This is a genomic window from Hahella sp. HNIBRBA332 (assembly GCF_030719035.1).
Classification (GTDB): Bacteria; Pseudomonadota; Gammaproteobacteria; order Pseudomonadales; family Oleiphilaceae; genus Hahella.
In genome coordinates, this window is the sequence record NZ_CP132203.1 from 6,815,149 (window position 1) to 6,838,479 (window position 23,331).

Here is a 23,331-nt window from a genome sequence, read left to right on the forward strand (position 1 = left end):
AGATGAAAAAGCCGCCGCAAGGCGGCTTTTTTGTGCCTGTTCGCCAGCAAAAGTGGAGGGGGATGGGATTGGCGTGATATGCTCCGCTACCGTGGCGTATCAATATGGACTGTTCGGGTGAAAGCGAAGAAGAATGTCGTTCTGGTGGGCCCTATGGGGACCGGTAAAACTACAATCGGCAAATTGCTTGCGAAAGAGCTTCAATTTGAGTTTGTGGACTCTGATCGTGAAATCGAGGCCCGTTGCGGCGCTGATATTCCCTGGATATTCGATGTAGAAGGCGAGGTTGGCTTTCGTGGGCGGGAAAAGAGTGTTATCGCTGACCTGTCGCAACGGGATGCGGTCGTCATTGCCACTGGCGGTGGCGCTGTTGTAGATCCAGATAATCAGAGCGCGCTGAAAGAAAACGGCTTCATCGTTTATCTCCACACCTCCGTAGAGCAACAATATCAGCGCACTCGTAAAGACCGCAAAAGACCTTTGCTGCGTAGTGAAGATCCTCTCAGTGTGCTGAAGAAACTCATGTCAGTACGCGAGCCCATATACAGATCCATAGCCGACCTGATTATCAGCACCGATAGCAAGCGTCCCAAAGGAGTCGTGCGGGATATAGTGAAAACACTTCGGGCATCACGTGAGGAAACCGTCGAGCGATGAAACAGATGACTATGGAAACCCTTCAGGTCGAATTAGGCGACCGTAGCTACCCAATTTATATCGGAGCAGGCTTGTTGAAGGCATCCAGTTATTTTGCGGACGCCATTAGACACAAGCAGGTAATGATCGTCACCAATGAAACGATCGCCCCTCTTTATTTAGCGCAGCTTGAAGCCAGTCTTGAAGGTTTTCAAGTTGACAAGACCATTCTGGAAGATGGGGAACAGTTCAAGAATTTAGATTCACTGAATAATATCTTTGACCACCTGTTAACTCAGAAGCATAACCGTACTACAACGCTTATCGCTCTTGGAGGTGGTGTAATTGGAGATATGACCGGTTTCGCCGCCGCTTGTTATCAGCGAGGGGTGGATTTTATTCAAGCGCCTACCACGCTGCTATCACAGGTGGACTCATCGGTTGGTGGCAAAACCGGCGTGAATCACCCGCAGGGTAAAAACATGATCGGCGCTTTTTATCAGCCGAAAGCAGTGGTTATAGATACGGATACGCTCAAAACTCTTCCGGCGGCGGAAGTGTCAGCGGGCCTGGCGGAAGTTATTAAGTACGGTCTTATCTACGATCAGGCGTTTTTCACTTGGTTGGAAGAAAATATTGACCTTATCAAAGAGCTTGACGCCGCAGCTATAACCTACGCTATCAAACGCTCTTGTGAAATCAAAGCGAAAGTGGTCGCTGCAGATGAGACGGAGCAAGGGCAGCGCGCCATTTTGAATCTCGGCCATACCTTCGGACATGCTATTGAAGCTTACACCCACTACAAAGAGTGGTTGCATGGTGAAGCAGTAGCCGTAGGAATGTTGATGGCGGCGGATTTGTCCCGCCGTATGGGAAGACTGAACGAGCAGGATTGCGAGCGGATTACAAAATTGATCAGCCGTGCGGATTTGCCTGTCCGTCCCCCTGTCAGTATGACGAAAGACGACTTTATTCGTTACATGGCTATCGATAAGAAAGTGCTGGATGGGCAGTTGCGTCTGGTGCTGCTGGAGTCGCTGGGATGCGCTGATGTGACGGCTGACTTCCCTGCGGACATGCTGCAGGAAACTCTGGCGCTTTTCACCACTCATTAGTTGTTCGAAACTTGATGCAAGAAACAGGTGTACAGCAGGAGCCAGTGTTTGCGTTAGATGCATGGCGTGAGGTCTATGGCGTAGACGGCGACCCTTTTGACGGTCGTCGCGCTGATCTGCTGCAAATAGGGCGCTATGGTGAGGTCATTGAAAACCTGCGTCATCTGATTCATTTTTCAGAACGCATTGTGGCTCTGACCGCCCCGAAAGGAGGCGGTAAGTCTTTGCTGTTAAAGCGTTTGATTGAATTGGAAGGCGAAGCGCTTAGAATTGTGTTATTGAAGCCCGGTCTGCTGGAAGGAGCGGAAGCGCTTGTTATTCAGTTGGCGACGGGGCTTGAGTTGCCGACGGTTGAAAACAACCTGTCCACTAAGGTGCTGTTGGCGGAGATAATGCAAAGCTGTGAAAGAAGCTTTGCGTCAGGCCTACGCACGCTTTTCATTATTGACGACGCCCATGAGCTCTCAGACGAATCACTTGAACTGCTGGTTACTCGCTTTAATCCCGAGCAGTCTGGGGCTTTCGGTCTATTGTTGGTGGGACAGCTACAGATCACTCAACAGCTTGCCCGCGCCTGTGGCGCGCGGGGGACTTCAGTTCAGTATGTTGGCGTTCCGCCGCTGGACCTTAGTGATACATCTCGTTATTTAAATGAAAAACTCCGCGCGGCCGGATGGAGTGGCGGTGAGGGAGAAATACCGCCTGCGGTTGTGGGGAAGCTATACCAGCTAAGTAAGGGGATACCGGGACGAATTGACCGCTTGGCGGGGTCTCTGCTTCTTTCCGCAGGGGCGGAGAAGCCCAAAAGCTTTAGTCCTTCCACGAAGCTGTATCAGCTGGTTTCCGGCTTTTTGTTGGCGATTTTTATTGGCGGCGTCGGCTTTATTGCGTGGCGTTATGAGGCGGCGCCCAGGATGGAAGGCGCCTCGGCGGACTCTTCCAGAGTGACGATAAAACTCCCTGCGCCAGAACCGGCAGTGGAGGCGATAGCTACTCAACCTGAAATACCTGTCGAGTCAGTTGCAGTCACGCCCGACGAGTTATCATCGACCGATTCGATGAAAGATGTGCAAGCAGAAAGTGCAACGAATCTGGCTCAGAAAACTGAGAAAGAAACGAATCAAAAGACAGTGGCTGCTGAGTCGGCGGTAAAAATGCCCGTAGCGAAGTCTGATGAAGTGGTCGAGGCCAAGTCCTCTGATCAAGCGCCTCCGACTTCTGTTCACAAAGATTTGACGTCAGTGGCGGGTGAGTCTGAATCTTCCATTCAAACAGTAGTGAAGAATACTCCTCCTAAAGCCAAGACTGTGGAAACAGTGAGAACAAATGTCCCGACTGCTGACGTTGTGGATGACTTGGATCACTACTTCCGCACCAATGAGTGGCTACAGTCACAAGCGTCGTCAGCATGGACGATCCAGCTGTTGGGCAGTTTACACAAAGAGTCAGTGCAGACCTTCCTGCGACGGGAGGGGGACACTCAGGATTTTTACGTCAAATCCCTGTATCAAGGGAAAGATTGGTACGTCGTATTGCGCGGCGTTTACCCTTCTATCGAGCAAGCCAAAGAAGCGCTTGCCCAGCTTCCTCAGCCCCTGGTTGAGCAGGGGGCGTGGGTGCGCAGTATTTCCGGTTTGCAGGGCTTGGTCAAATAAGGATCGAGACTTTTTCTCTCTTACCTCTGTCATAAGCACAAACCTTTAGGTATTTTTACTAATTAACAAATCTCTTTAGATTTGAGCTAAGGCTTGTCCGTGTGTATTATGGGCGGCCCATTTTTGCCTATCAAAAGCTGCTTGGTTTTGGTTTCTTTCAGGCAAGCTTTTGATTCGTAAGGATTTAAGTGAGAGAAAGCATATGAAGACAGGTCTGTATCAACCAGGTGAGTTCAAAGATAACTGTGGTTTTGGTTTGATCGCCCATATGAATGGGCAAGCCAGCCATGATCTGCTGCGCACCGCTATTGAGTCCCTCACATGCATGACTCATCGAGGTGGTATCGCTGCGGATGGCAAAACCGGCGACGGTTGTGGGTTACTGATACAAAAGCCTGATTCCTTTCTAAGGGCGATAGCCAAAGAAAGCTTTAATATTGAGTTGGGCGCGAATTACGCGGTAGGCATGGTGTTCCTGAATCAGGACGATGCTATGGCGAAAGCCGCCCGTGAGCGCTTGGAGTCCGCGTTGGCCGAACAAGGCGTCAAAACCCTCGGGTGGCGCTTGGTTCCTACGAATACGGAATGCCTGGGGCCTATGGCTCTGGATTGCCTTCCCGTTATAGAACAAATATTCGTTGAAGCCCCGAAGGGCATTAATGAACACGAGTTTGCGGTCAAACTGTATATCGCCCGCAGGGTGGCGGAAAACGCCCTGGCGGAAGATAAAGAGTTCTATATCTGTAGCTTGTCCAGCCAGGTGCTTTCTTACAAAGGGCTGATGATGCCCGTCGACTTGCCCAATTTTTATCTGGATCTTGGGGATGCGCGCCTGGAAACCGCTATTTGCGTATTCCATCAACGCTTTTCCACCAATACGGCCCCGCGTTGGCCGTTGGCGCAGCCTTTCCGATATCTGGCTCACAATGGTGAGATCAACACGATTGATGGCAACCGTAACTGGGCGATGGCGCGCGCAAGCAAATTTAAATCCCCACATCTGCCTGATCTGGAGGCATTGCAGCCGATTGTGAATCGCATTGGCTCAGACTCCTCCTCCATGGACAACATGTTGGAGGTCTTGCTGGCAGGCGGCGTTAACCTGTTCCGCGCCGTGCGTATGATGATCCCGCCCGCATGGCAGAATGTTGACACGATGGACCCGGATTTACGCGCGTTTTATGAGTACAACTCCATGCACATGGAGCCCTGGGATGGTCCCGCCGGCGTGGTATTGACTGACGGTCGCTACGCGGTGTGTCTGCTGGATCGTAATGGATTGCGTCCTGCGCGCTGGGTTATCACCAAAAACGGCTACATTACACTGGCCTCGGAAGTGGGTACTTATGGATATAAGTCTGAGGATGTCGTCGCCAAGGGTCGTGTTGGCCCGGGTCAGATTTTGGCGGTGGACACCCATACCGGCGAAGTACTGCATACTCAGGACGTGGATAACCGTCTGAAATCGGCGCACCCCTATAAAAAGTGGTTGCGTGAAAATGCGCTGCGCGTAGAAACCAAGCTCAATCAGCAGACGCCTGAATTCACGCTGATGGAAAAGGAAAGCCTGCATGAATACATGAAAATGTTCATGATTTCCTTTGAAGAGCGTGATCAGGTGTTACGTCCCCTGGCTGAATCCGGTCAGGAGGCGGTCGGCTCAATGGGAGATGATGCGCCGATGGCGGTGCTGTCCACCCGAATTCGTTCCGTTGCGGACTATTTCCGCCAAAAATTTGCGCAGGTGACCAACCCGCCGATCGACCCGTTGCGTGAAACCATCGTCATGTCTCTGGAGACCTGTTTGGGCGCGGAACGCAATGTATTCCAGGAAACGGCTCAGCATGCTAACCGTATTATCCTGAGTACTCCGGTCTTGTCGCCCGCCAAGTTCTTCCGAATTGCTAACTTGCAGCGTGAAGGGTTCTCCGTAGAGAAAATCAAGTTGTCGTACCGCCCTGAGCTGGGTCTCAAACAGGCAATTGAAGCGGTAGCGGATCAGGCGGAAAATGCGGCGCGCAACGGCAGAGTATTGTTGATACTGAGCGACAACGGCATCAATCAGGGCGAACTGCCCATCAACGCCTTTATGGCGACGGGCGCTGTGCATCACCGTTTGGTGAACAAAGGTCTGCGTTGTGACGCCAATATCATCGTGGAAACAGCTTGGGCGAGAGATCCGCATCATTTCGCTGTGTTGTTTGGTTTCGGCGCCACCGCGGTCTATCCGTACCTGTCTTATCAAGTGCTTAATGACCTGATTAATACCGGCGAAGTATTGATCGACCCTATCGAGGCCAAGAACAACTATCGGAAGGGCATTAACAAAGGGTTGTTGAAAATACTCTCCAAGATGGGGATTTCGACAATCGCCTCTTATCGCGGCGCGCAATTGTTTGAAGCCGTGGGACTGGCGGATGATGTTGTTGACTTGTGCTTCTGCGGCGTTTCCAGTCGCATTCAGGGCGCTTCTTTCTATGATTTCCAGGCGGAGCAGGCAGAGCTGGCCAAAATGGCCTGGGCCAAACGCAAGCCAATCTTACAAGGCGGCCTGCTGAAGTTTGTTCACGGCGGCGAATATCATGCATATAACCCGGACGTGGTGGGCGCGCTGCAGAAGGCGGTGCGCGAAGGCGACTACGGCGTTTATCAGGAGTATGCCTCCTATGTAAACGGCCGGGCGCCGATGACGCTGCGCGACCTCTTCAAAATTTCTGATAAGGTCAAGCCGGTTTCCATTGATGAAGTTGAGCCGCTGGAAAACATACTTCCAAGGTTTGACTCCGCGGCCATGTCTATCGGCGCATTGTCCCCAGAGGCGCATGAAGCGCTGGCGGTCGCGATGAACCGTTTGGGCGGGCGCTCTAACTCAGGCGAAGGCGGTGAAGATCCTGCTCGTTATGGGACGGAGAAGCGCTCCAAGATCAAGCAGGTCGCATCAGGTCGCTTCGGCGTGACGCCGCACTATCTGGTCAGCGCGGATGTGCTGCAGATTAAAGTGGCGCAAGGCGCTAAGCCTGGCGAGGGCGGGCAGCTTCCAGGCGGTAAAGTGAATCAGCTGATAGCGCGTTTGCGTTACGCAGTTCCTGGCGTAACTCTGATTTCTCCGCCACCGCATCATGATATCTACTCGATTGAAGATTTGGCGCAGCTGATTTTCGACTTGAAACAGGTCAATCCTGAGGCGCTGGTGTCGGTCAAGCTGGTGTCTGAGCCTGGCGTCGGCACAATCGCGGCGGGCGTAGCCAAAGCCTATGCGGATTTGATCACGATTTCGGGATATGACGGCGGCACTGGCGCCAGCCCGCTGACCTCTATCAAGTACGCCGGCTCTCCCTGGGAATTGGGCCTATCAGAAGCGCATCAGGCGTTGCGTGCAAATGATCTGCGCGGCAACGTGCGCCTGCAGACGGACGGTGGTCTGAAGACCGGTCTGGATGTGGTGAAAGCCGCCATTCTCGGTGCGGAAAGCTTCGGCTTCGGCACTGGACCAATGGTGGCGTTGGGTTGTAAATACCTGCGGATTTGCCACTTGAACAACTGCGCCACGGGTGTTGCGACGCAGAATAAAGATCTGCGCGATAAGCATTTCCAGGGCACAGTGGAGATGGCGATCAACTACTTCAAATTCGTCGCAACGGAAACCCGTGAGTGGATGGCCAAGCTGGGCGTTCGTTCTCTGGAAGAACTGGTTGGCCGCACGGACCTGCTGGAGATTTTACCGGGCGCGACAGCCAAGCAGCGTAATCTGGATTTGACGCCGATGCTGAGCAACGACGCGATTCCTGCGGACAAACCGCATACCTGCCAGTCCGCTCGAAATGCCCCATACGACAAAGGCCGTTTGGCGGAAGAAATGGTGAAGGCTGCGCTGCCAACCATCGAAGCCAAGAGTGGTGGTGAGTTTGTGTTTCGCGTCACCAACTGTGATCGCTCTATCGGCGCTCGCTTGTCCGGCGAGATCGCCAAGCGACACGGCAATCAGGGCATGGCGGAAAACCCGCTGGTATTCCGTTTGACCGGCACCGCTGGGCAAAGCTTCGGCGTGTGGAACGCTGGCGGCTTGCACATGTATCTGGAAGGCGACGCCAACGATTACGTGGGTAAAGGTATGACTGGCGGGAAGTTGACCATACGTCCGCCCCAGAACAGCTCTTTTGCATCGCAGGAAACCTCTATCATCGGTAACACCTGTCTGTATGGCGCCACTGGCGGCAAGCTTTTCGCCGCGGGTGTGGCGGGCGAACGCTTTGGCGTGCGTAACTCCGGCGCCTATGCGGTGGTGGAAGGCGTGGGCGATCATTGTTGTGAGTATATGACGGGCGGCATGGTGGCTGTGCTGGGGAAAACTGGCTACAACTTCGGTGCGGGCATGACCGGCGGCTTTGCTTATGTTCTTGACCTGGAGAATCGCTTCGTCGACCGCTATAACCATGAGCTGGTGGAGATTCACCGTATTACCAGCGAAGCGATGGAAGCGTACCGCAACTATCTGCGCGACGTGATTGACGAGCACGTTCGGGAAACCAGCAGCGCCTGGGCGGAAAACATGCTGGATAACTTCGATGACTATGTAGGGCGCTTCTGGCTGGTGAAACCCAAAGCCGCCAGCCTTGCATCGTTGATGGACAGCACTCGGGCAAGGCCTGAGTAATAAATCGGGGCTGTTAAGTGTATTCGGAGTTCCCGGCGTAAGAGGCTGGCGAGACTGCGCCTCAGGCGTGCACGCCGCGCCGGGTCCAGAAACAGATTTTTTGTATACAGTTTAGAGGTTTAGACGCAATGGCGGAGAGACTGAGCAATAACTTTCAGTTCCTCGATGTGGGACGGCAAGATCCTGAAAAGGTTCCGGTTGGGCGTCGTAAGAAGCAGTTTAGAGAAATCTACAAGCCCTTTAAGGAAGAGGAAGTCAAAAACCAGGCGCACCGTTGTCTGGAGTGCGGCAACCCTTATTGCGAATGGAAATGCCCAGTGCATAACTACATTCCCAATTGGTTAAAGCTGGCGTCGGAAGGCAACATCATGGCGGCGGTTGAGCTCAGCCATCAGACCAACACGCTCCCCGAAGTCTGTGGTCGGGTGTGCCCTCAGGACAGATTATGCGAAGGCGCCTGTACGCTGAATGATGGATTTGGCGCCGTGACGATCGGTTCGACCGAGAAATATATCACGGATACGGCGCTGGCGCTGGGCTGGAAGCCGGATATGTCCAATGTGAGCATGACCGATAAGCGGGTCGCCATTATTGGCGCGGGCCCCGCTGGCTTGGGGTGCGCGGATGTCCTGATTCGCAATGGCGTGAAGCCTGTCGTGTTTGATCGCTATCCGGAAATTGGCGGGCTGCTGACCTTCGGTATTCCAGAGTTCAAACTGGAAAAAGAAGTGATGGTGCGCCGTCGTAAACTGTTCGAAGAGATGGGCATCGAGTTCCGTCTGAATACGGATGTAGGGATAGACGTGGCGTTTGCGGACTTGTTGAATGAGTTCGACGCCGTCTTCCTGGGAATGGGAACCTACAACTATATGAAAGGCGGCTTCCCAGGCGAGGAATTGCCTGGAGTATATGACGCGCTTCCGTACCTGATCTCCAACGTCAACCGTTGCTTGGGATATGAAAAAACGCCGGAAGAATTTGTCGACATGCAAGGCAAGCGAGTCGTCGTCCTTGGCGGCGGCGATACCGCCATGGACTGTAACCGGACGGCGATTCGTCAAAAAGCCAAATCAGTAACCTGTGCTTACCGTCGCGACGAGGCCAACATGCCTGGCTCGCGCAAGGAAGTCGCCAATGCGAAAGAAGAGGGCGTCAAGTTCCTGTTCAACCGTCAGCCTGTCGCCATTATTGGCGATGAGCGGGTGGAGGGCGTGAAAGTGGTGCAAACTCGCTTGGGCGAGCCGGATGAAAATGGTCGGCGTCGTCCTGAAGTGGTGGCGGGCAGCGAAGAGATACTGCCAGCGGACGCGGTGCTGATCGCATTCGGCTTCCGTCCCAGCCCATCGCCCTGGTTCCAGGAGTTTGGCATTGATGTCGATAACGGCGGACGGGTCATCGCGCCGGAGCAGCAGCAATACAAGTTCCAGACCACTAATCCGAAAGTGTTTTCCGGCGGAGACATGGTGCGTGGCTCCGACCTGGTAGTCACCGCTATTTGGGAAGGCAGACAGGCTGGCGAAGGCATTCTCGATTATCTGGAAGTATGACGCCGTGAAGTGATTGATTAACAATCAAAAAGCTTCAGACGTATGAAAAGGCATGGTTTTCCATGCCTTTTTTGTTGGGGGCGAACGTGGTATATGTGCTGCTCTCAAATTCTGGAACCCTGGAGACGTCATGTCAGAACTGAAGAATGATCGATTTTTACGCGCATTGATGAGACAGCCGGTGGACGTTACACCGGTGTGGATGATGCGCCAGGCCGGGCGTTACTTACCTGAATATAGGGCTTCCAGGGCTCGTGCAGGCAGCTTCATGGACCTGTGTAAAAATGCGGAATTCGCCTGTGAAGTCACGCTGCAGCCACTGGAGCGTTTTGAGCTTGATGCGGCGATTCTTTTCTCTGACATCCTCACTATTCCTGACGCCATGGGGCTGGGCCTGTACTTCGAAACTGGAGAAGGCCCCCGTTTCAAAAAGACGGTAAGAACGGAAGCGGACGTCAACGCGCTGCATATGCCAGACGCGGACACGGATCTCGGCTATGTCATGAACGCCGTACGCACCATTCGCCGGGAGTTGAACGGCCGCGTTCCCCTGATCGGCTTTTCCGGCAGCCCCTGGACCCTGGCTACTTATATGGTGGAGGGCGGCTCAAGCAAGGACTTCCGTGAAATCAAAAAGCTCGCATACGGACAACCGGAATTGTTGCATTTGTTGCTGGATAAACTGGCGGATTCCGTAGCGGATTACCTGAACGCGCAAATTCGCGCGGGCGCGCAGGCCGTGCAGATTTTTGATACTTGGGGCGGCGCTCTGACTGCGGCGGGATACCTTGAGTTTTCGCTGGCCTATATGAAAAAGATCGTGTCGAAACTGCAGCGCGAGGCGGAGGGGCGTCCTGTGCCGGTGATTCTGTTCACCAAAAATGGCGGCCAATGGCTGGAGCATATTGCTGACGCAGGGGCCGATGCGCTAGGTCTGGATTGGACGACAGAGATAGGCGACGCCAGACGGCGGGTTGGCGACAGAGTCGCTTTGCAAGGCAACATGGACCCGGCAACTTTATATGCGCCGCCTGCTGCGATTCGGGATCAGGTTTCACGCATTCTGGCGAGCTTTGGTTCTGGTGAGGGGCATGTCTTTAATCTTGGCCACGGGATCACGCCGGACGTGGACCCAGAGCACGCTAAAGTCTTTATCGACGCTGTCCATGAGCTAAGCGCCCCATATCATCAGAATGCCTGATTGCGATTGGCGTTAATGGAGTATTTGTAGGAATGGCGAAGAAACAGACCAGTTATGTCTGCACGGAATGTGGCGCGGATTACCGTAAATGGATGGGACAGTGCATTCAATGCGGCGCCTGGAATACGGTCAGTGAATTCCGTGAAAGCCGGGCGCCGGTCAAGAGCGCCGCACGCAGCGGTTTCACTGGGCAGCGGGCGCAAGTACAGTCTCTGGAAGAGGTCGAACTGGTCGATCTCCCTCGCACTTCCACTCTGAGTCCTGAGTTTGACCGTGTGCTCGGAGGCGGCATTGTTCCCGGATCGGTCGTGCTGATCGGCGGTCATCCTGGCGCCGGTAAAAGTACGCTGCTGCTGCAGACGACCTGTCGTCTGGCGGAGCGCCACAAAATCCTCTATGTGACCGGGGAAGAGTCCATTCAACAAATCGCCATGCGCGCTCGCCGGCTGCAGCTGAATAGTCACGGCATGCAGGTGATGTCTGAGACGGATGTTGAAAGCGTCCTTGACACCGTGCGTGAGCAGCAGCCGAATATTCTCGTGATCGATAGTATTCAGGTGATGCATATGGCGGAGCTGCAATCCGCGCCTGGCAGTGTGGCGCAGGTGCGCGAAGCTGCTGCGGCGCTTACCCGTTACGCCAAGCAGTCCGGCGTCGCCTTGTTAATTGTTGGTCATGTCACGAAAGACGGTTCTTTGGCGGGCCCCAAAGTGCTTGAGCATATGATCGACGCCTCCATCATGCTGGAGGGCAATGAAGACAGCCGTTTCCGGACGCTGCGCGCGATCAAGAATCGTTTTGGCGCGGTGAATGAACTCGGCGTTTTCGCCATGATGGAGACGGGGCTAAAGGACGTTAAAAACCCCAGCGCTATTTTTCTTAATCGCGAGGGACACACCGCGGCGGGCAGTGTTGTGACCGTCGCCTGGGAAGGCACCCGACCATTGCTGGTGGAAATTCAGGCGCTGGTGGACCAAGGCTTCGGCGCGGCCCCCAGACGTTTGGCGATAGGCTCGGACCCCCAGCGTCTGGCTCTGCTATTGGCGGTCTTGCATCGTCATGGAGGCCTGCATGTTGGAGATCAGGACGTGTTCATCAATGTGGTGGGCGGCGTGAAAATTGCCGAAACCAGCGCGGACTTGGCGGTATTGATGGCGATTTCCTCAAGCTTCAAAGACCGAGCGGCTCCAAGCGATTGGGTGGTGTTTGGCGAAGTGGGTCTGTCGGGAGAAATTCGGCCCGTCAGCAGCGGTCAGGAGCGTATTGTCGAAGCGGCCAAACATGGCTTCACCAAGGCGATTGTTCCCAAGTCAAACGTACCCAAGAAAGCCCCTGAAGGCATGCAGGTGATTGGCGTATCCCGTCTGCAGGAGGCGTTGGAACTGCTGTAACGCGAGGGCGTTACACGGTTTCAATCAGCGCGGCGAGTTCTCTTTCCAACAGATCGGAACTCCCCAAGTTCAACTCCACCAAGCGTCTCAGGGTTGAGGCGCTATCCAGATCCATGTGTTCGCAGGAAAACCCCAGGTGGCCTTTTTCTGCGTGGCGCAAATGCCCATTGAAACTGATTAAATGCTCCGCTCCCAGATTGACGCGAAGCTCAAACGGGGCGTTGGCGTCAGCTTCGCCCCAGTCTGCAGGCTCATGCACCAGTGCGCCGCGAAAAGAGATGTCCAATAACTGACTGATCCAGCTGCGGTGGCTTTGTTGAATGGTCACCTCCGCATCAAATGATATGCGCTGAAAGCGGCGGCGATCGGAAGAAGTCGTGGGCGACATAGTTTTTATTCCCTGTAGCGATACCTAAACTATAGTCGCTTCATGGGAGAACTTCACGTTGAGGGGAAGGACGGGGCGTTGACCCCGTCCAGTAAGAAAGGCTATCAGGCCAGACGCTTGTATTTCATGCGCTGAGGCACGGCGGCGCTTTCGCCGACGCGTTTCTTGTAGTCTTCGTCGTATTCGGAGAAGTTGCCTTCGAACCAAACCACTTCACTGTCGCCTTCGAAAGCCAGAATGTGGGTGGCGATACGATCAAGGAACCAGCGATCGTGCGAGATGACGATGGCGCAACCTGGGAACGCCAGCAAGGCTTCCTCTAGCGCTCGTAAGGTCTCAACGTCCAAATCGTTGGTCGGTTCGTCCAGCAGCAACACGTTGCCGCCCTGTTTCAACAGCTTGGCCAGGAATAAGCGGTTGCGTTCACCGCCAGACAACTCCTTGACCCGTTTTTGCTGCTCGCCGCCCCGGAAATTGAAGCGGGACAGGTAGGCGCGGGATGGAGTGCGGTAAGAGCCGACTTCAATCATATCCTGACCGTCGCTGACTTCTTCCCATACTGTCTTGCTGTCGTCCAGCTCGCGCATTTGTCCTACATAGGAAAGCTGTACTGTGTCGCCAAGACGAATCGCGCCAGACTCTGGTTGCTCCATGCCTGCGATCAGCTTGAACAACGTGGATTTACCCGCTCCGTTGCCGCCGATGACGCCAACAATGCTGCCTGGGGGCACATTGAAGCTGAGGTTGTCGAACAGCAGCTTGTCGCCAAAGCGTTTCTTGACGTCATTCACTTCAATGACGATATCCCCCAAACGTGGTCCGGGCGGAATGTAGATCTCGTTGGTTTCGTTGCGGGACTGGAAGTCCTGAGAGGACAGCTCTTCAAAGCGGGCCAGACGTGCTTTGCTCTTGGCGTGACGGCCTTTTGGATTGCTGCGCACCCACTCCAGCTCCGACTTGATGGTTTTCTGGCGGGCGGCCTCAGTTCTTTCTTCCTGTTCAAGGCGTTTTTCCTTGGCTTCCAGCCACTGGCTGTAGTTGCCTTCGAAAGGAATGCCGCGGCCTCGGTCAAGCTCTAGTATCCAGCCGGCGACATTGTCGAGGAAGTAACGGTCGTGGGTAATCGCCACGACGGTGCCAGGATATTCATGCAGGAAGCGCTCCAGCCAGGCGACGCTTTCTGCGTCCAGATGGTTGGTAGGTTCGTCCAACAGCAGCATGTCCGGTTTGGAAAGCAGCAGTTTACACAGGGCGACGCGGCGGCGTTCGCCTCCGGAAAGAGTGCTTACCTTGGCGTCCCAGGGCGGAAGACGCAGCGCATCGGCGGCGACTTCCAGCGTTCGCTCAAGGTTATGCCCGTCAGTGGTCTGTAACAGCGCTTCCAGCTTGGCCTGCTCTGCGGCCAGGGCGTCGAAGTCGGCGTCAGGCTCTGCATAGGCTGCGTATACCTCATCCAGACGCGTCATGGCGTTTTTAATTTCTGCTACGGCTTCTTCGACGTTGCCGCGGACATCTTTGCTCTCGTCCAGCTGTGGTTCCTGTGGCAGGTAGCCGACATTAATGCCGGGTTGCGGACGGGCTTCGCCGATAATGTCGGTATCCACGCCCGCCATAATGCGCAATAAAGTGGACTTACCTGAGCCGTTCAGACCCAGAACGCCGATTTTGGCGCCCGGGAAGAAGCTGAGAGAGATGTCCTTAAGAATTTCTCGCTTCGGGGGGACCACTTTGCCCACCCGATTCATGGTGTACACGTACTGTGCCATGAGATTGAAACCTATATCTTTGATTTGATAATGAAAACGAAAGCGTTCGCCCGCGTTAAGCTGTTTATGGAAATAATTCTGAGACTCCATCTGTCCTAACGAGTGACGGCTGGAAACTGCGCGGGCCTGTCTGGACATTGGCGTAAAGTCCGGCCGCAAGCGTCTGGGCGAATGGAATGGTACTGTGAATGGCCGTTTAAGTTAGCTGAAATCGTCGTCTTTGGCAAACGGGGGGCGGTTTTACGGGAGCTTTGAGCCGCCTTCTCCGACACGCAGTAAAATGGGGTGAAGAGCAGGGGATAATCGATTAAAATAGCGGCTTTTCTCACCGCCGTACGCTGACTTCACGAAACTACGGTACTCACTTCCTAGAGATAGAGGCGACAGATGTTTACGCGTGACATGACCATTGCAAGTTTTGATCCTGATCTTTGGAACGCCATGCAAGGTGAAACCCAGCGTCAGGAAGAGCACATAGAACTGATTGCATCTGAAAACTACACCAGTCCACGCGTTATGGAAGCCCAGGGCTCCGCGCTTACCAACAAGTATGCGGAAGGTTATCCCAACAAGCGCTATTACGGCGGTTGTGAATATGTCGACGTGGTTGAGCAACTGGCTATCGACCGCGCAAAAGAGCTATTCGGCGCAGATTACGCCAACGTGCAGCCTCACTCCGGCTCTCAGGCGAACGCAGCGGTATACATGGCCCTGTGTAAACCTGGCGATGTGATTCTCGGTATGAGCCTGGCTCACGGAGGTCACCTGACTCACGGCGCTTCCGTCAGCTTTTCTGGTCGTATCTACAAAGCGGTGCAGTACGGCTTGAATCCCGAAACCGGTGAGATTGATTACGAAGAAGTCGCCAAGTTGGCGCGTGAGAACAAACCTAAGATGATCGTGGCGGGCTTTTCCGCGTACTCCCGAGTCATCGATTGGGAACGCTTCCGCGCCATCGCTGATGAAGTCGGCGCATATCTGTTTGTCGACATGGCCCACATCGCTGGTTTGGTGGCGGCGGGCGTATATCCCAGCCCTGTGCAGATCGCCGACGTTACGACGACCACGACCCACAAAACACTGGGTGGTCCTCGCGGAGGTCTGATTCTCGCCAAAGCCAACGAAGAGTTGGAAAAGAAGCTGAACTTCGCTGTCTTCCCGGAAAGCCAGGGCGGACCCTTGATGCACGTTATCGCCGCTAAGGCGGTGTGCTTCAAAGAAGCGATGACGGACGAATTCAAGCAATACCAGGCGCAAGTAGTTAAAAATGCCCGGGTTATGGCGGAAACCTTTATCCAGCGCGGTTTTGATATTGTCTCCGGCGGTACTGACGACCATTTGTTCCTGGTTGATCTGATCAAGAAAGACATCACCGGAAAAGACGCTGACGCAGCATTGGGGCGCGCCAATATTACGGTGAACAAAAACGCGGTGCCTAACGATCCTCGCTCTCCCTTCGTCACCAGCGGCTTGCGCATCGGTACTCCGGCCATTACGCGCCGTGGTATGGGTGAAGTGGAAGCCAAAGAGCTGACAGGATGGATCTGCGACGTCCTGGACGATATCGAAAACGAAGAGACCATCCAACGGGTTAAGCAGCAAGTGCTGGAGCTGTGCAAAAAGTTCCCGGTATACAAAGGATAAATAAAGCGCTCCCCGCGGGGAGCTTTTGCTTTTCTGGACACAGGAATTTGGTGATTTATGCATTGCCCGTTTTGCAGCGCTGCGGACACAAAGGTTATTGATTCCCGCTTGGTCGCCGATGGCAGCCAAGTGCGGCGTCGCCGCGAGTGCGTCTCTTGCTCCGAACGCTTTACTACCTACGAAGCAGCGGAGTTGGTGATGCCCAGAGTCGTGAAACAAGACGGCACCCGCGAACCTTTCGACGAAGACAAGCTGCGGGCGGGCTTCCTGAAGGCATTGGAGAAGCGACCGGTGAGCATGGAGGAAATCGAAGCGGCTGTGGACCGTATTAAGTTTCGTCTGCGTGCAACCGGGGAGCGGGAACTGAACTCCAGAGTCATTGGGGAAGAGGTTATGGCGGAGCTGCGTGAACTGGATCAGGTCGCTTTCGTCCGTTTCGCTTCGGTTTATCGCCGGTTCCAGGACCTGGATGAGTTTCGCGCTGAGATTGACAAACTCTCTCGGGATGCGGCCACGCCCCTGATGTCGGAAAAAGCGTCCAATAAAGACGACGTCCCTTCTAAATAATGGCTATTTCCACACAAGATTATTCATTCATGGCGCGCGCGCTGCGATTGGCGGAGCGTGGCTTATATACCACAGACCCCAATCCCAGAGTGGGCTGTGTCTTGGTGAAAAATGGCGAGATTGTCGGCGAAGGTTGGCATGAACGCGCTGGTGAGGGGCACGCGGAGGTCAATGCGTTGCGTGCAGCAGGCGACTCTGCAAGAGGCTCCGACTGTTATGTCACGCTGGAGCCATGCAGTCACTTCGGGCGCACGCCGCCTTGCGCTGAAGCGCTGGTTAAGGCCGGCGTGGGTCGAGTCGTCGCGGCGATGGAAGATCCTAATCCCAACGTTGCCGGCAGAGGTCTGGCGCTACTGCGAAATGCTGGTATTGAAGCCCATGCCGGATGTATGGCGGCGGAAGCGGATGAGCTTAATATTGGCTTTTTTCAGCGTATGCGTACAGGTCGTCCCTGGGTGCGGGTAAAAGTCGCAAGCAGTTTGGATGGAAAGTCGGCGTTACATAATGGCGTCAGCAAATGGATTACTGGCGGTGCGGCGAGAGAGGACGTGCAAAAATTGCGCGCACGCAGCTCCGCTGTCATTACGGGTATCGGCACAGTTATCGCGGATGATCCCTCGCTGAATGTCCGAAGTCAGGAGTTGGAACGGATCTGTAACGGTAAGCTGAGGCAGCCTTTGCGCGTGGTATTGGACTCCCAATTGCGGTTTCCTGCCGATAGCAACATGCTCAAACTACCAGGCAAAATATTACTGGTTACGTGCTCTGACGTTCCTGAAAGTTGGCTTGCGCAACGACAGAACAGCGAGGCCGACTTTGAGGTGCTGAAACTCACTGGCGAGAATGGGCGGATTGACCTTACAGCTTTGCTTTCCGCTTTAGCGTCCAGAGAGTGCAATGAAGTCCTGGTTGAAGCGGGCGCTAATTTAGCGGGCGCCTTTGTCGCACAAGGGCTTGCAGATGAGATCTGGACTTATATTGCTCCCAAGTTAATGGGAGAAGGGCGTCCGGCATTCGTCTTGCCGTGTTTCGATCAAATGGATCAGGTTTTATCTTTGAAGTTAAACGAAGTCCGTCAGGTCGGCGACGATGTGCGCATGATCTGGAGGAAGGGGTGACATGTTTACCGGGCTGGTAGAAGAAGTCGGCGTAGTGAACGCCATCCATCAACAGAGCGGCGATTGGGTGCTGGAAATCGGAGCCACTGGAAGTTTCATGGAGGATGTCCGCTTGGGCGATAGCATCGCCGTAAACGGAGTGTGTCTGACGGTGACGTCAATGAGCGGAAAAGGCTTCCGCGCAGATGTGTCCCGGGAAACATCTGCGCATACGTCTATTGCTGTGTGGCGCGCAGGCGTAAAGGTGAATCTGGAAAAAGCCATGCAATTGAATGCGCGTTTAGGCGGTCATCTGGTGTCTGGACATGTAGATGGCGTCGGTGAGCTGATTTCAAAACAGGAAGATGCACGCTCCCTGCGCCTGGCGATTCGAGCGCCGAAGGAGTTGCTACGCTATATCGCCGCCAAGGGCTCTATTACTGTCGATGGCGTTAGCCTGACTGTTAATGATGTCGCGGGGTCTGAGATGAGCCTGAACATTGTGCCCCACACTGCGCATGCGACAACGCTAGGGGGGCTGAAGGCCGGGAGTCAGGTGCATTTGGAGGTGGATCTCCTGGCCCGCTATACCGAACGACTACTGTTTTGCGCTTCCGCTGAAAAGGGCGACGCGAAGACGTCTACAATAAGTAAAGAATTTCTGGCGCAACACGGCTTTTATAAGTCATAAAAGTTGCATGCGCTGAATGCAGGTGTGAGTACGATATTTGAGGCTGAGAGTATGCAGCTTAACAGCGTAGAAGAACTGATTCAGGACATCCGTCAAGGCAAAATGGTTATTTTGATGGATGATGAGGATCGCGAAAACGAAGGCGATCTTATTATGGCTGCGGAGATGGTGCGCCCGGAAGACATCAACTTCATGGCGAAACACGCCCGGGGCTTGATATGTCTCCCCATGACCCGGGAGCGTTGCCAGTATCTCGGCTTGAATCCTATGGTGAACGCCAATAATGCGCAATTCGCTACTGCGTTTACTGTTTCCATTGAGGCGGCGGAGGGCGTTACTACCGGAATTTCCGCTGCAGATCGCGCGCATACCATTCGTGTCGCGGTAGGGCGTAATGCCAAACCAACGGACTTGGTGCAGCCAGGCCATATCTTCCCCCTCACTGCCCAGCCTGGTGGGGTGCTGAGTCGCGCGGGACATACTGAAGCGGGCTGTGATTTGGCGCGTTTGGCAGGATGCGAGCCGGCAGCGGTGATCGTCGAGATCATGAATGAAGACGGCACTATGGCGCGCCGCCCGGAATTGGAGGCGTTCGCTCGCGAGCACGGCCTCAAAATCGGCACGATCGCCGATCTGATACATTATCGCGCCACAACAGAGCAGACCATTGAGCGCCTGGAGGAAAATGAGCTACCGACAGAGTATGGCTCTTTCAAGTTGGTCACGTACAAAGACACGATTCAGGAAAATATACATTTGGCGCTGGTGATGGGTGAGCCGAGCCCTGACAAGCCCGTGCTGGTTCGGGTTCACTTCGCCGATGTATTAAAAGATTTATTTGGCGCCATACGCCCCGGTTCTGAGAGCTGGCCTATTGGCAAAGCACTGGCGAAGGTGGCTGAAGAAGGCGAGGGCGTGGTAATTCTGCTGGACAGTGAAAGTGGCGAACAGGATATCAGCGAAAGAGTCCATGATTTCTTTAAGCCCAAGAAAAAGCGGTCGGGCAATGTGTCTCCGGTTTCCGGAGCGTATCTGACTATTGGTACGGGATCCCAGATATTAAGGGACCTCGGCGTCGGTAAAATGCGCGTCATGAGCGCGCCGATGAAGTTTAGCGCGTTGTCCGGCTTTGACCTTGAAGTTGTGGAATATGTTCCCTTTTGTGGCGAAGCCGTGTCAGCGAATTAAGTTAAGTTTGGAGAGAAGATATGACGGTCAAGGTGGTAGAAGGCGATTTCTTGCAAGGGGCGTCCGCGAAGTACGCCATAGTTGTAGGGAGATTTAACAGCTTTGTAGTGGAAAGTTTGCTGGAAGGCGCGCTGGACGCTTTGCGTCGTCATGGCGTTGCGGAAAGTCAAATCACGGTATACAGAGCGCCAGGGGCCTTCGAAATTCCTTTGCTGGCCCAGCAAGTCGTTGTGCGCACCAAACCGGATGCGGTGATTGCTTTAGGTGCGGTGATCCGTGGTGGTACGCCTCATTTTGAGTATGTCGCAGGCGAGTGCGCCAAAGGACTTGGTCAGGTCTCCTTGCAGGCGGGCATCCCTGTCGCATTCGGCGTCCTGACTGTAGATAGCATTGAGCAAGCCATTGAGCGGTCAGGCACCAAGGCCGGCAACAAAGGAGCGGAAGCCGCTCTGTCAGCGTTGGAAATGGTCGGACTATTACAGCAGGTGGGTGAATAAGTGAGCGAACAACCGTCTACAGGGCGTCCGATGTCCAAGGCTATGGAAAAGCGCCGCGCCGCACGTAAACTGGCGCTGCAGGCGCTTTATCAGTGGCGCGTCGCCGGCGCCTCCATTAGCCAGATTGAAGCGGAATTCGCCGTGGATAACGATCTGCAACAAGTGGACAGGGATTTGTTCAAGGCGGTTTTGTATGGCGTACCCTCCAGCGTAAGCGAACTTGACGCGTTATTACAGCCATTCGTTGACCGGAAGCTCGCGGACGTGGACCCAGTGGAGCTGAGCTTGATCCGCATGGGGGCTTTCGAGTTGCGCTCGCGTATTGAAGTGCCCTATCGCGTGGTGATTAATGAAGCCGTTGAATTAGCCAAGCAGTTTGGCGGTACGGATGGACACAAGTTCGTCAACAGCGTCCTGGATAAGCTGGCTCCGCAATTGCGGCAGGCGGAAGTGGCCGCTGCGAAAAGCAAGAAAAAGTAAACTGGGCGGACACGGTAGGTAGAGCGGCTAATGGGCGAGTTCGAACTAATATCGCGCTATTTTCATGCGCCTTTTGCGAATTTTCCCAATGTTGAGCGTCTAATTGAGACAGGAATCGGGGATGACTGCGCTGTTTTGGCTCCTCTAACCGGTCGTCTTGTAATTTCTACCGATACCTGTGTGTCCGGCTCCCACTTTCCGGCGGATGCGTCTGCGGAAATGGTGGCCGCCCGTAGTCTTGGCTCAAGCGTTAGCGATTTGGCGGCGATGGGGGCTGAGCCTGTCGGGTTTACACTGGCGCTGACTCTGCCGAATATCAATGAGGCGTGGTTGCAAGCGTTTGGCTCTCAATTGCATGAGTCCGCCTCGGCGTGGCGGATTCCCCTCATCGGCGGAGATACGACGAAAGGCCCTCTTACAGTTACAGTGACTGTATTTGGGCGTGTTCAAGATCAATGCTTATATCGCCACGGGGCTTCGCCTGGGGAGGATGTATGGGTTTCCGGATTTCTTGGCGACGCCGCCGCCGCTTTGCCTTTGTTAGAGCGACCGAGAGCCTCTTTAACGCCTCTGGAGCGGCAGCTTTACCAACGCTATGAAAGTCCTCAGCCTCGTTTGAAGCTAGGGAGTAAATTGCGGGGAATTGCAACGGCGGCTATTGATGTTTCCGACGGGCTGGTCGCTGACTTGATGCATATCTGTTCCGCCTCAAGCTGCGGTGCGTTGATAGACGAAGACGCGATACCTCTTTCCTCTGCTTTGTTGGCGACTTTTTCCCAGCAGGATGCGCTGAGTTACGCTCTTAAGGGGGGGGATGACTACGAACTCTGCTTCACCGCGCCACAATCTGCTCGTAACCTTATCCAATCATTGTCCGCTGATGTGGCGTTAAGCCGTATCGGAATCTTGCGAAGGGAATCGGGTATAGCAATGCGAAAGCATGGAGAAGAAGTAAAGCTAATGTCAAAAGGCGGATATGACCACTTCAAAGAGAACTCTGTAACGTGACCTTGACTACGCGCGCCGAATCTTCTTATACACCACCTGTTATAGAGACGCTGAAGTCTCCGACTCATTTGCTCGCCGCCGGTTTGGGATCGGGTTTAGCTCCCTGGGCGCCGGGAACCTTTGGCTCCGCGCTGGCGGTGCTCATTTACATGGCCTCTTTGGCGCATTTGGGGCCATGGCTGCAATTGTCTGTTATCTTCGTTTCCGCGCTGTTGGGCGTATACTTGTGCGGTAGAACCGCCCGTGACTGGGGCGTGCATGATCACAAGGCCATTGTGTGGGATGAGTTTGTTGGGCAATGGATAGCGTTGTTCCTCTTACCCTGGAATAGTGTGTTTATCCTGCTGGCTTTTGTTTATTTTCGGCTGTTTGATATCTGGAAACCGTGGCCGATCCGGTGGTGCGATCGTCATATTCATGGAGGTAAAGGAATTATGCTCGACGACCTGCTGGCAGGCGCCATGGCGTTGGCGGCGACGCAACTGACTATCTACTGCGTCGCATTGTTTTAGCCATTCAGAAAATTCTATGCGCTCGCATGACTCTGGCGGCCTGGCCTTCGCCGGGCAGGATCTGGGCGACTTTCAGGAAGCGACGCAATCCCTCTTCCGCGCGTTCTTTGGCGGCGTAAGGGCCGCTATCAAAGCCTTCCCGTGTAGAAAAATACCACTTGTCGCCGACGGCGAAAAAGCGATCGCTGCGAAACGGCGTCAAGCCATCTTCACCTCTTCTGTTGGTCGTATCCATATTAAAGTCCCTCTTCTGCATAGATATAGTGTTGTTATCGTTTGATTAAAAAGTGGCACAACTTATTAAATTAGGCAAATGGGTTAGCCTATGCGTTATTTTATTGGCTCAATAAGTGGCGTTACGAGGTTGCATAAGCCCTTCCGCCGTATGACAATTGAGCCCGTTTTATGAAAGCTCCTGAAGCTTCTTACGAAATAAAAGTTAAAGAGGATGATATGAAGGTTATTTGGTCCTGGCTCCAGTCGTCGCTTGTAGTGGCGTTAGCAGTCGCCATTAGTGCGTGTGGAACGACGCGAGCGATTAAAACCTATGATGGTCAAACCCTGGGCGATGGCCAAGTGGCTAAAGTCATGGCTCCAGCTGAAATAGAGCTGCTTGAAATTGATGGCGTTTCTCAAAAGAGCTTTCTCTTGGAAAACATTAATTTAACTTATGATATCTTGCCTGGTCAGCGCACCCTTGTTTACCGCTATACCAGTATTTGGGCTAAAACGAGGGAAAGTGACGACAGTGACGCGGAACATGTAGATAAGGTTGTGTCTGATCGCTTCCAAGTGACTGTTGATATGCAGCCTGGGCAGGTTTACACATTCGGATTCAACAAGCCTGATTCCAAAAGGGAGGCTGAAGCCTTTGCAAGAGCTCCCGAGATTGCTCTAGTGGATAGCGCCAATAGAGTTGTAGCTAATAGCGGGCCCTATCAGCCTGCTGTTGTTGCGGCTACCCAGCCTACTGTGACTCAGCCTTCGGCTGTGGGAACTGTTAGGGCTAATTCGCCAGTAGTGACTCCATCTCAGCCAACTCAAGGCGTTCAGGCGCCTGCTAATGCCGCTGTATCGCCATCAGATGCTGGCATCTCCCGTATTGAGGCATTAAAAGTGCTTTGGGAGAAGGCGTCAGCAGAAGAAAAGAAACAATTTCTTCGTTGGGCGTTTAAGTAGTTCTCTCTCTTCCCCGAGGCGTCACCCTGTACGCTTCGGGGGATGACAAATTTTCTTGGCGGGTTCAGAATAGACTTTCGATAAGACTCTCTAATTGTCTGCAAACTTGAAATTA

General features: G+C 53.9%; 20 protein-coding genes. 17 read left to right on the plus strand and 3 right to left on the minus strand.

The window, feature by feature from the left end:
* Positions 1-78: 78 nt before the first annotated feature.
* The 7 genes from aroK (at position 79) to radA (ending at position 12,199) form a co-directional block, all read left to right on the plus strand.
* Complete coding sequence (aroK, locus tag O5O45_RS30315; protein WP_305902988.1) at positions 79-657, plus strand: shikimate kinase AroK; 579 nt, start codon at positions 79-81, stop codon at positions 655-657.
* 11 nt (positions 658-668) lie between these two features.
* Complete coding sequence (gene aroB, locus O5O45_RS30320) at positions 669-1,751, plus strand: 3-dehydroquinate synthase (protein WP_305906259.1); 1,083 nt, start codon at positions 669-671, stop codon at positions 1,749-1,751.
* 14 nt (positions 1,752-1,765) lie between these two features.
* Positions 1,766-3,406, plus strand: coding sequence for an AAA family ATPase (locus O5O45_RS30325; RefSeq protein WP_305902989.1), 1,641 nt, complete (start codon positions 1,766-1,768; stop codon positions 3,404-3,406).
* A gap of 202 nt (positions 3,407-3,608) precedes the next feature.
* Positions 3,609-8,060 (plus strand): glutamate synthase large subunit, encoded by a 4,452-nt coding sequence (gene gltB / locus O5O45_RS30330; protein ID WP_305902990.1) that lies wholly within the window; start codon positions 3,609-3,611, stop codon positions 8,058-8,060.
* Between the two features lie 128 nt (positions 8,061-8,188).
* The gene (locus tag O5O45_RS30335) at positions 8,189-9,607 is read left to right on the plus strand and encodes an FAD-dependent oxidoreductase (protein WP_305902991.1); all 1,419 of its coding nucleotides are present in this window, start codon (positions 8,189-8,191) and stop codon (positions 9,605-9,607) included.
* A gap of 130 nt (positions 9,608-9,737) precedes the next feature.
* The gene (hemE, locus tag O5O45_RS30340) at positions 9,738-10,808 is read left to right on the plus strand and encodes a uroporphyrinogen decarboxylase (RefSeq protein ID WP_305902992.1); all 1,071 of its coding nucleotides are present in this window, start codon (positions 9,738-9,740) and stop codon (positions 10,806-10,808) included.
* Between the two features lie 32 nt (positions 10,809-10,840).
* The gene (radA, locus tag O5O45_RS30345) at positions 10,841-12,199 is read left to right on the plus strand and encodes a DNA repair protein RadA (protein WP_305902993.1); all 1,359 of its coding nucleotides are present in this window, start codon (positions 10,841-10,843) and stop codon (positions 12,197-12,199) included.
* Between the two features lie 10 nt (positions 12,200-12,209).
* On the opposite strand, the gene O5O45_RS30350 is transcribed toward radA, so the two are convergent.
* Together O5O45_RS30350 and ettA are read right to left on the minus strand one after the other, a co-directional pair.
* Complete coding sequence (locus O5O45_RS30350) at positions 12,210-12,587, minus strand: PilZ domain-containing protein (protein WP_305902994.1); 378 nt, start codon at positions 12,585-12,587, stop codon at positions 12,210-12,212.
* Between the two features lie 104 nt (positions 12,588-12,691).
* Positions 12,692-14,353 carry an energy-dependent translational throttle protein EttA gene (gene ettA, locus O5O45_RS30355; RefSeq protein ID WP_305902995.1) on the minus strand — a complete coding sequence of 554 codons (1,662 nt, stop codon included), beginning with the start codon at positions 14,351-14,353 and terminating at the stop codon, positions 12,692-12,694.
* A 387-nt stretch (positions 14,354-14,740) separates the two neighbouring features.
* Between ettA and glyA the strand changes: the two genes are divergently transcribed.
* From glyA to O5O45_RS30400, 9 genes are read left to right on the plus strand one after another with little or no spacing between them, the layout of a single operon-like run.
* On the plus strand, positions 14,741-15,997 hold the full coding sequence (gene glyA, locus O5O45_RS30360) for a serine hydroxymethyltransferase (protein ID WP_305902996.1): 1,257 nt from the start codon (positions 14,741-14,743) through the stop codon (positions 15,995-15,997).
* Positions 15,998-16,054: 57 nt separating this feature from the next.
* Positions 16,055-16,564 (plus strand): transcriptional regulator NrdR, encoded by a 510-nt coding sequence (gene nrdR / locus O5O45_RS30365; protein ID WP_305902997.1) that lies wholly within the window; start codon positions 16,055-16,057, stop codon positions 16,562-16,564.
* Positions 16,564-17,682, plus strand: a complete 1,119-nt coding sequence (ribD, locus tag O5O45_RS30370) for a bifunctional diaminohydroxyphosphoribosylaminopyrimidine deaminase/5-amino-6-(5-phosphoribosylamino)uracil reductase RibD (protein WP_305902998.1) — start codon at positions 16,564-16,566, stop codon at positions 17,680-17,682. The genes nrdR and ribD overlap by 1 nt, the downstream gene beginning before the upstream one ends.
* 1 nt (position 17,683) lies before the next feature.
* Positions 17,684-18,352, plus strand: a complete 669-nt coding sequence (locus O5O45_RS30375; protein WP_305902999.1) for a riboflavin synthase — start codon at positions 17,684-17,686, stop codon at positions 18,350-18,352.
* A 51-nt stretch (positions 18,353-18,403) separates the two neighbouring features.
* Positions 18,404-19,540 (plus strand): bifunctional 3,4-dihydroxy-2-butanone-4-phosphate synthase/GTP cyclohydrolase II, encoded by a 1,137-nt coding sequence (gene ribBA / locus O5O45_RS30380; RefSeq protein ID WP_305903000.1) that lies wholly within the window; start codon positions 18,404-18,406, stop codon positions 19,538-19,540.
* 20 nt (positions 19,541-19,560) lie between these two features.
* The gene (gene ribH, locus O5O45_RS30385; RefSeq protein ID WP_305903001.1) at positions 19,561-20,037 is read left to right on the plus strand and encodes a 6,7-dimethyl-8-ribityllumazine synthase; all 477 of its coding nucleotides are present in this window, start codon (positions 19,561-19,563) and stop codon (positions 20,035-20,037) included.
* A gap of 30 nt (positions 20,038-20,067) precedes the next feature.
* Entirely contained in the window at positions 20,068-20,517 is a 450-nt protein-coding gene (gene nusB / locus O5O45_RS30390; protein ID WP_305906260.1) for a transcription antitermination factor NusB, read from the plus strand.
* Positions 20,518-20,547: 30 nt separating this feature from the next.
* Positions 20,548-21,525, plus strand: coding sequence for a thiamine-phosphate kinase (gene thiL / locus O5O45_RS30395; protein ID WP_305903002.1), 978 nt, complete (start codon positions 20,548-20,550; stop codon positions 21,523-21,525).
* Positions 21,522-22,037: a phosphatidylglycerophosphatase A family protein gene (locus O5O45_RS30400; RefSeq protein ID WP_305903003.1), complete on the plus strand. Its 516-nt coding sequence runs from the start codon at positions 21,522-21,524 to the stop codon at positions 22,035-22,037. Before thiL ends, O5O45_RS30400 begins: the two co-directional genes overlap by 4 nt.
* A gap of 4 nt (positions 22,038-22,041) precedes the next feature.
* Here the strand turns inward: O5O45_RS30400 and O5O45_RS30405 are convergent, their stop codons facing one another.
* Positions 22,042-22,272 carry a DUF6316 family protein gene (locus O5O45_RS30405; RefSeq protein ID WP_305903004.1) on the minus strand — a complete coding sequence of 77 codons (231 nt, stop codon included), beginning with the start codon at positions 22,270-22,272 and terminating at the stop codon, positions 22,042-22,044.
* Between the two features lie 170 nt (positions 22,273-22,442).
* On the opposite strand from O5O45_RS30405, the gene O5O45_RS30410 reads away from it, so the two are divergent.
* On the plus strand, positions 22,443-23,216 hold the full coding sequence (locus tag O5O45_RS30410; RefSeq protein WP_305903005.1) for a YccT family protein: 774 nt from the start codon (positions 22,443-22,445) through the stop codon (positions 23,214-23,216).
* The last annotated feature ends 115 nt before the right edge of the window (positions 23,217-23,331 follow it).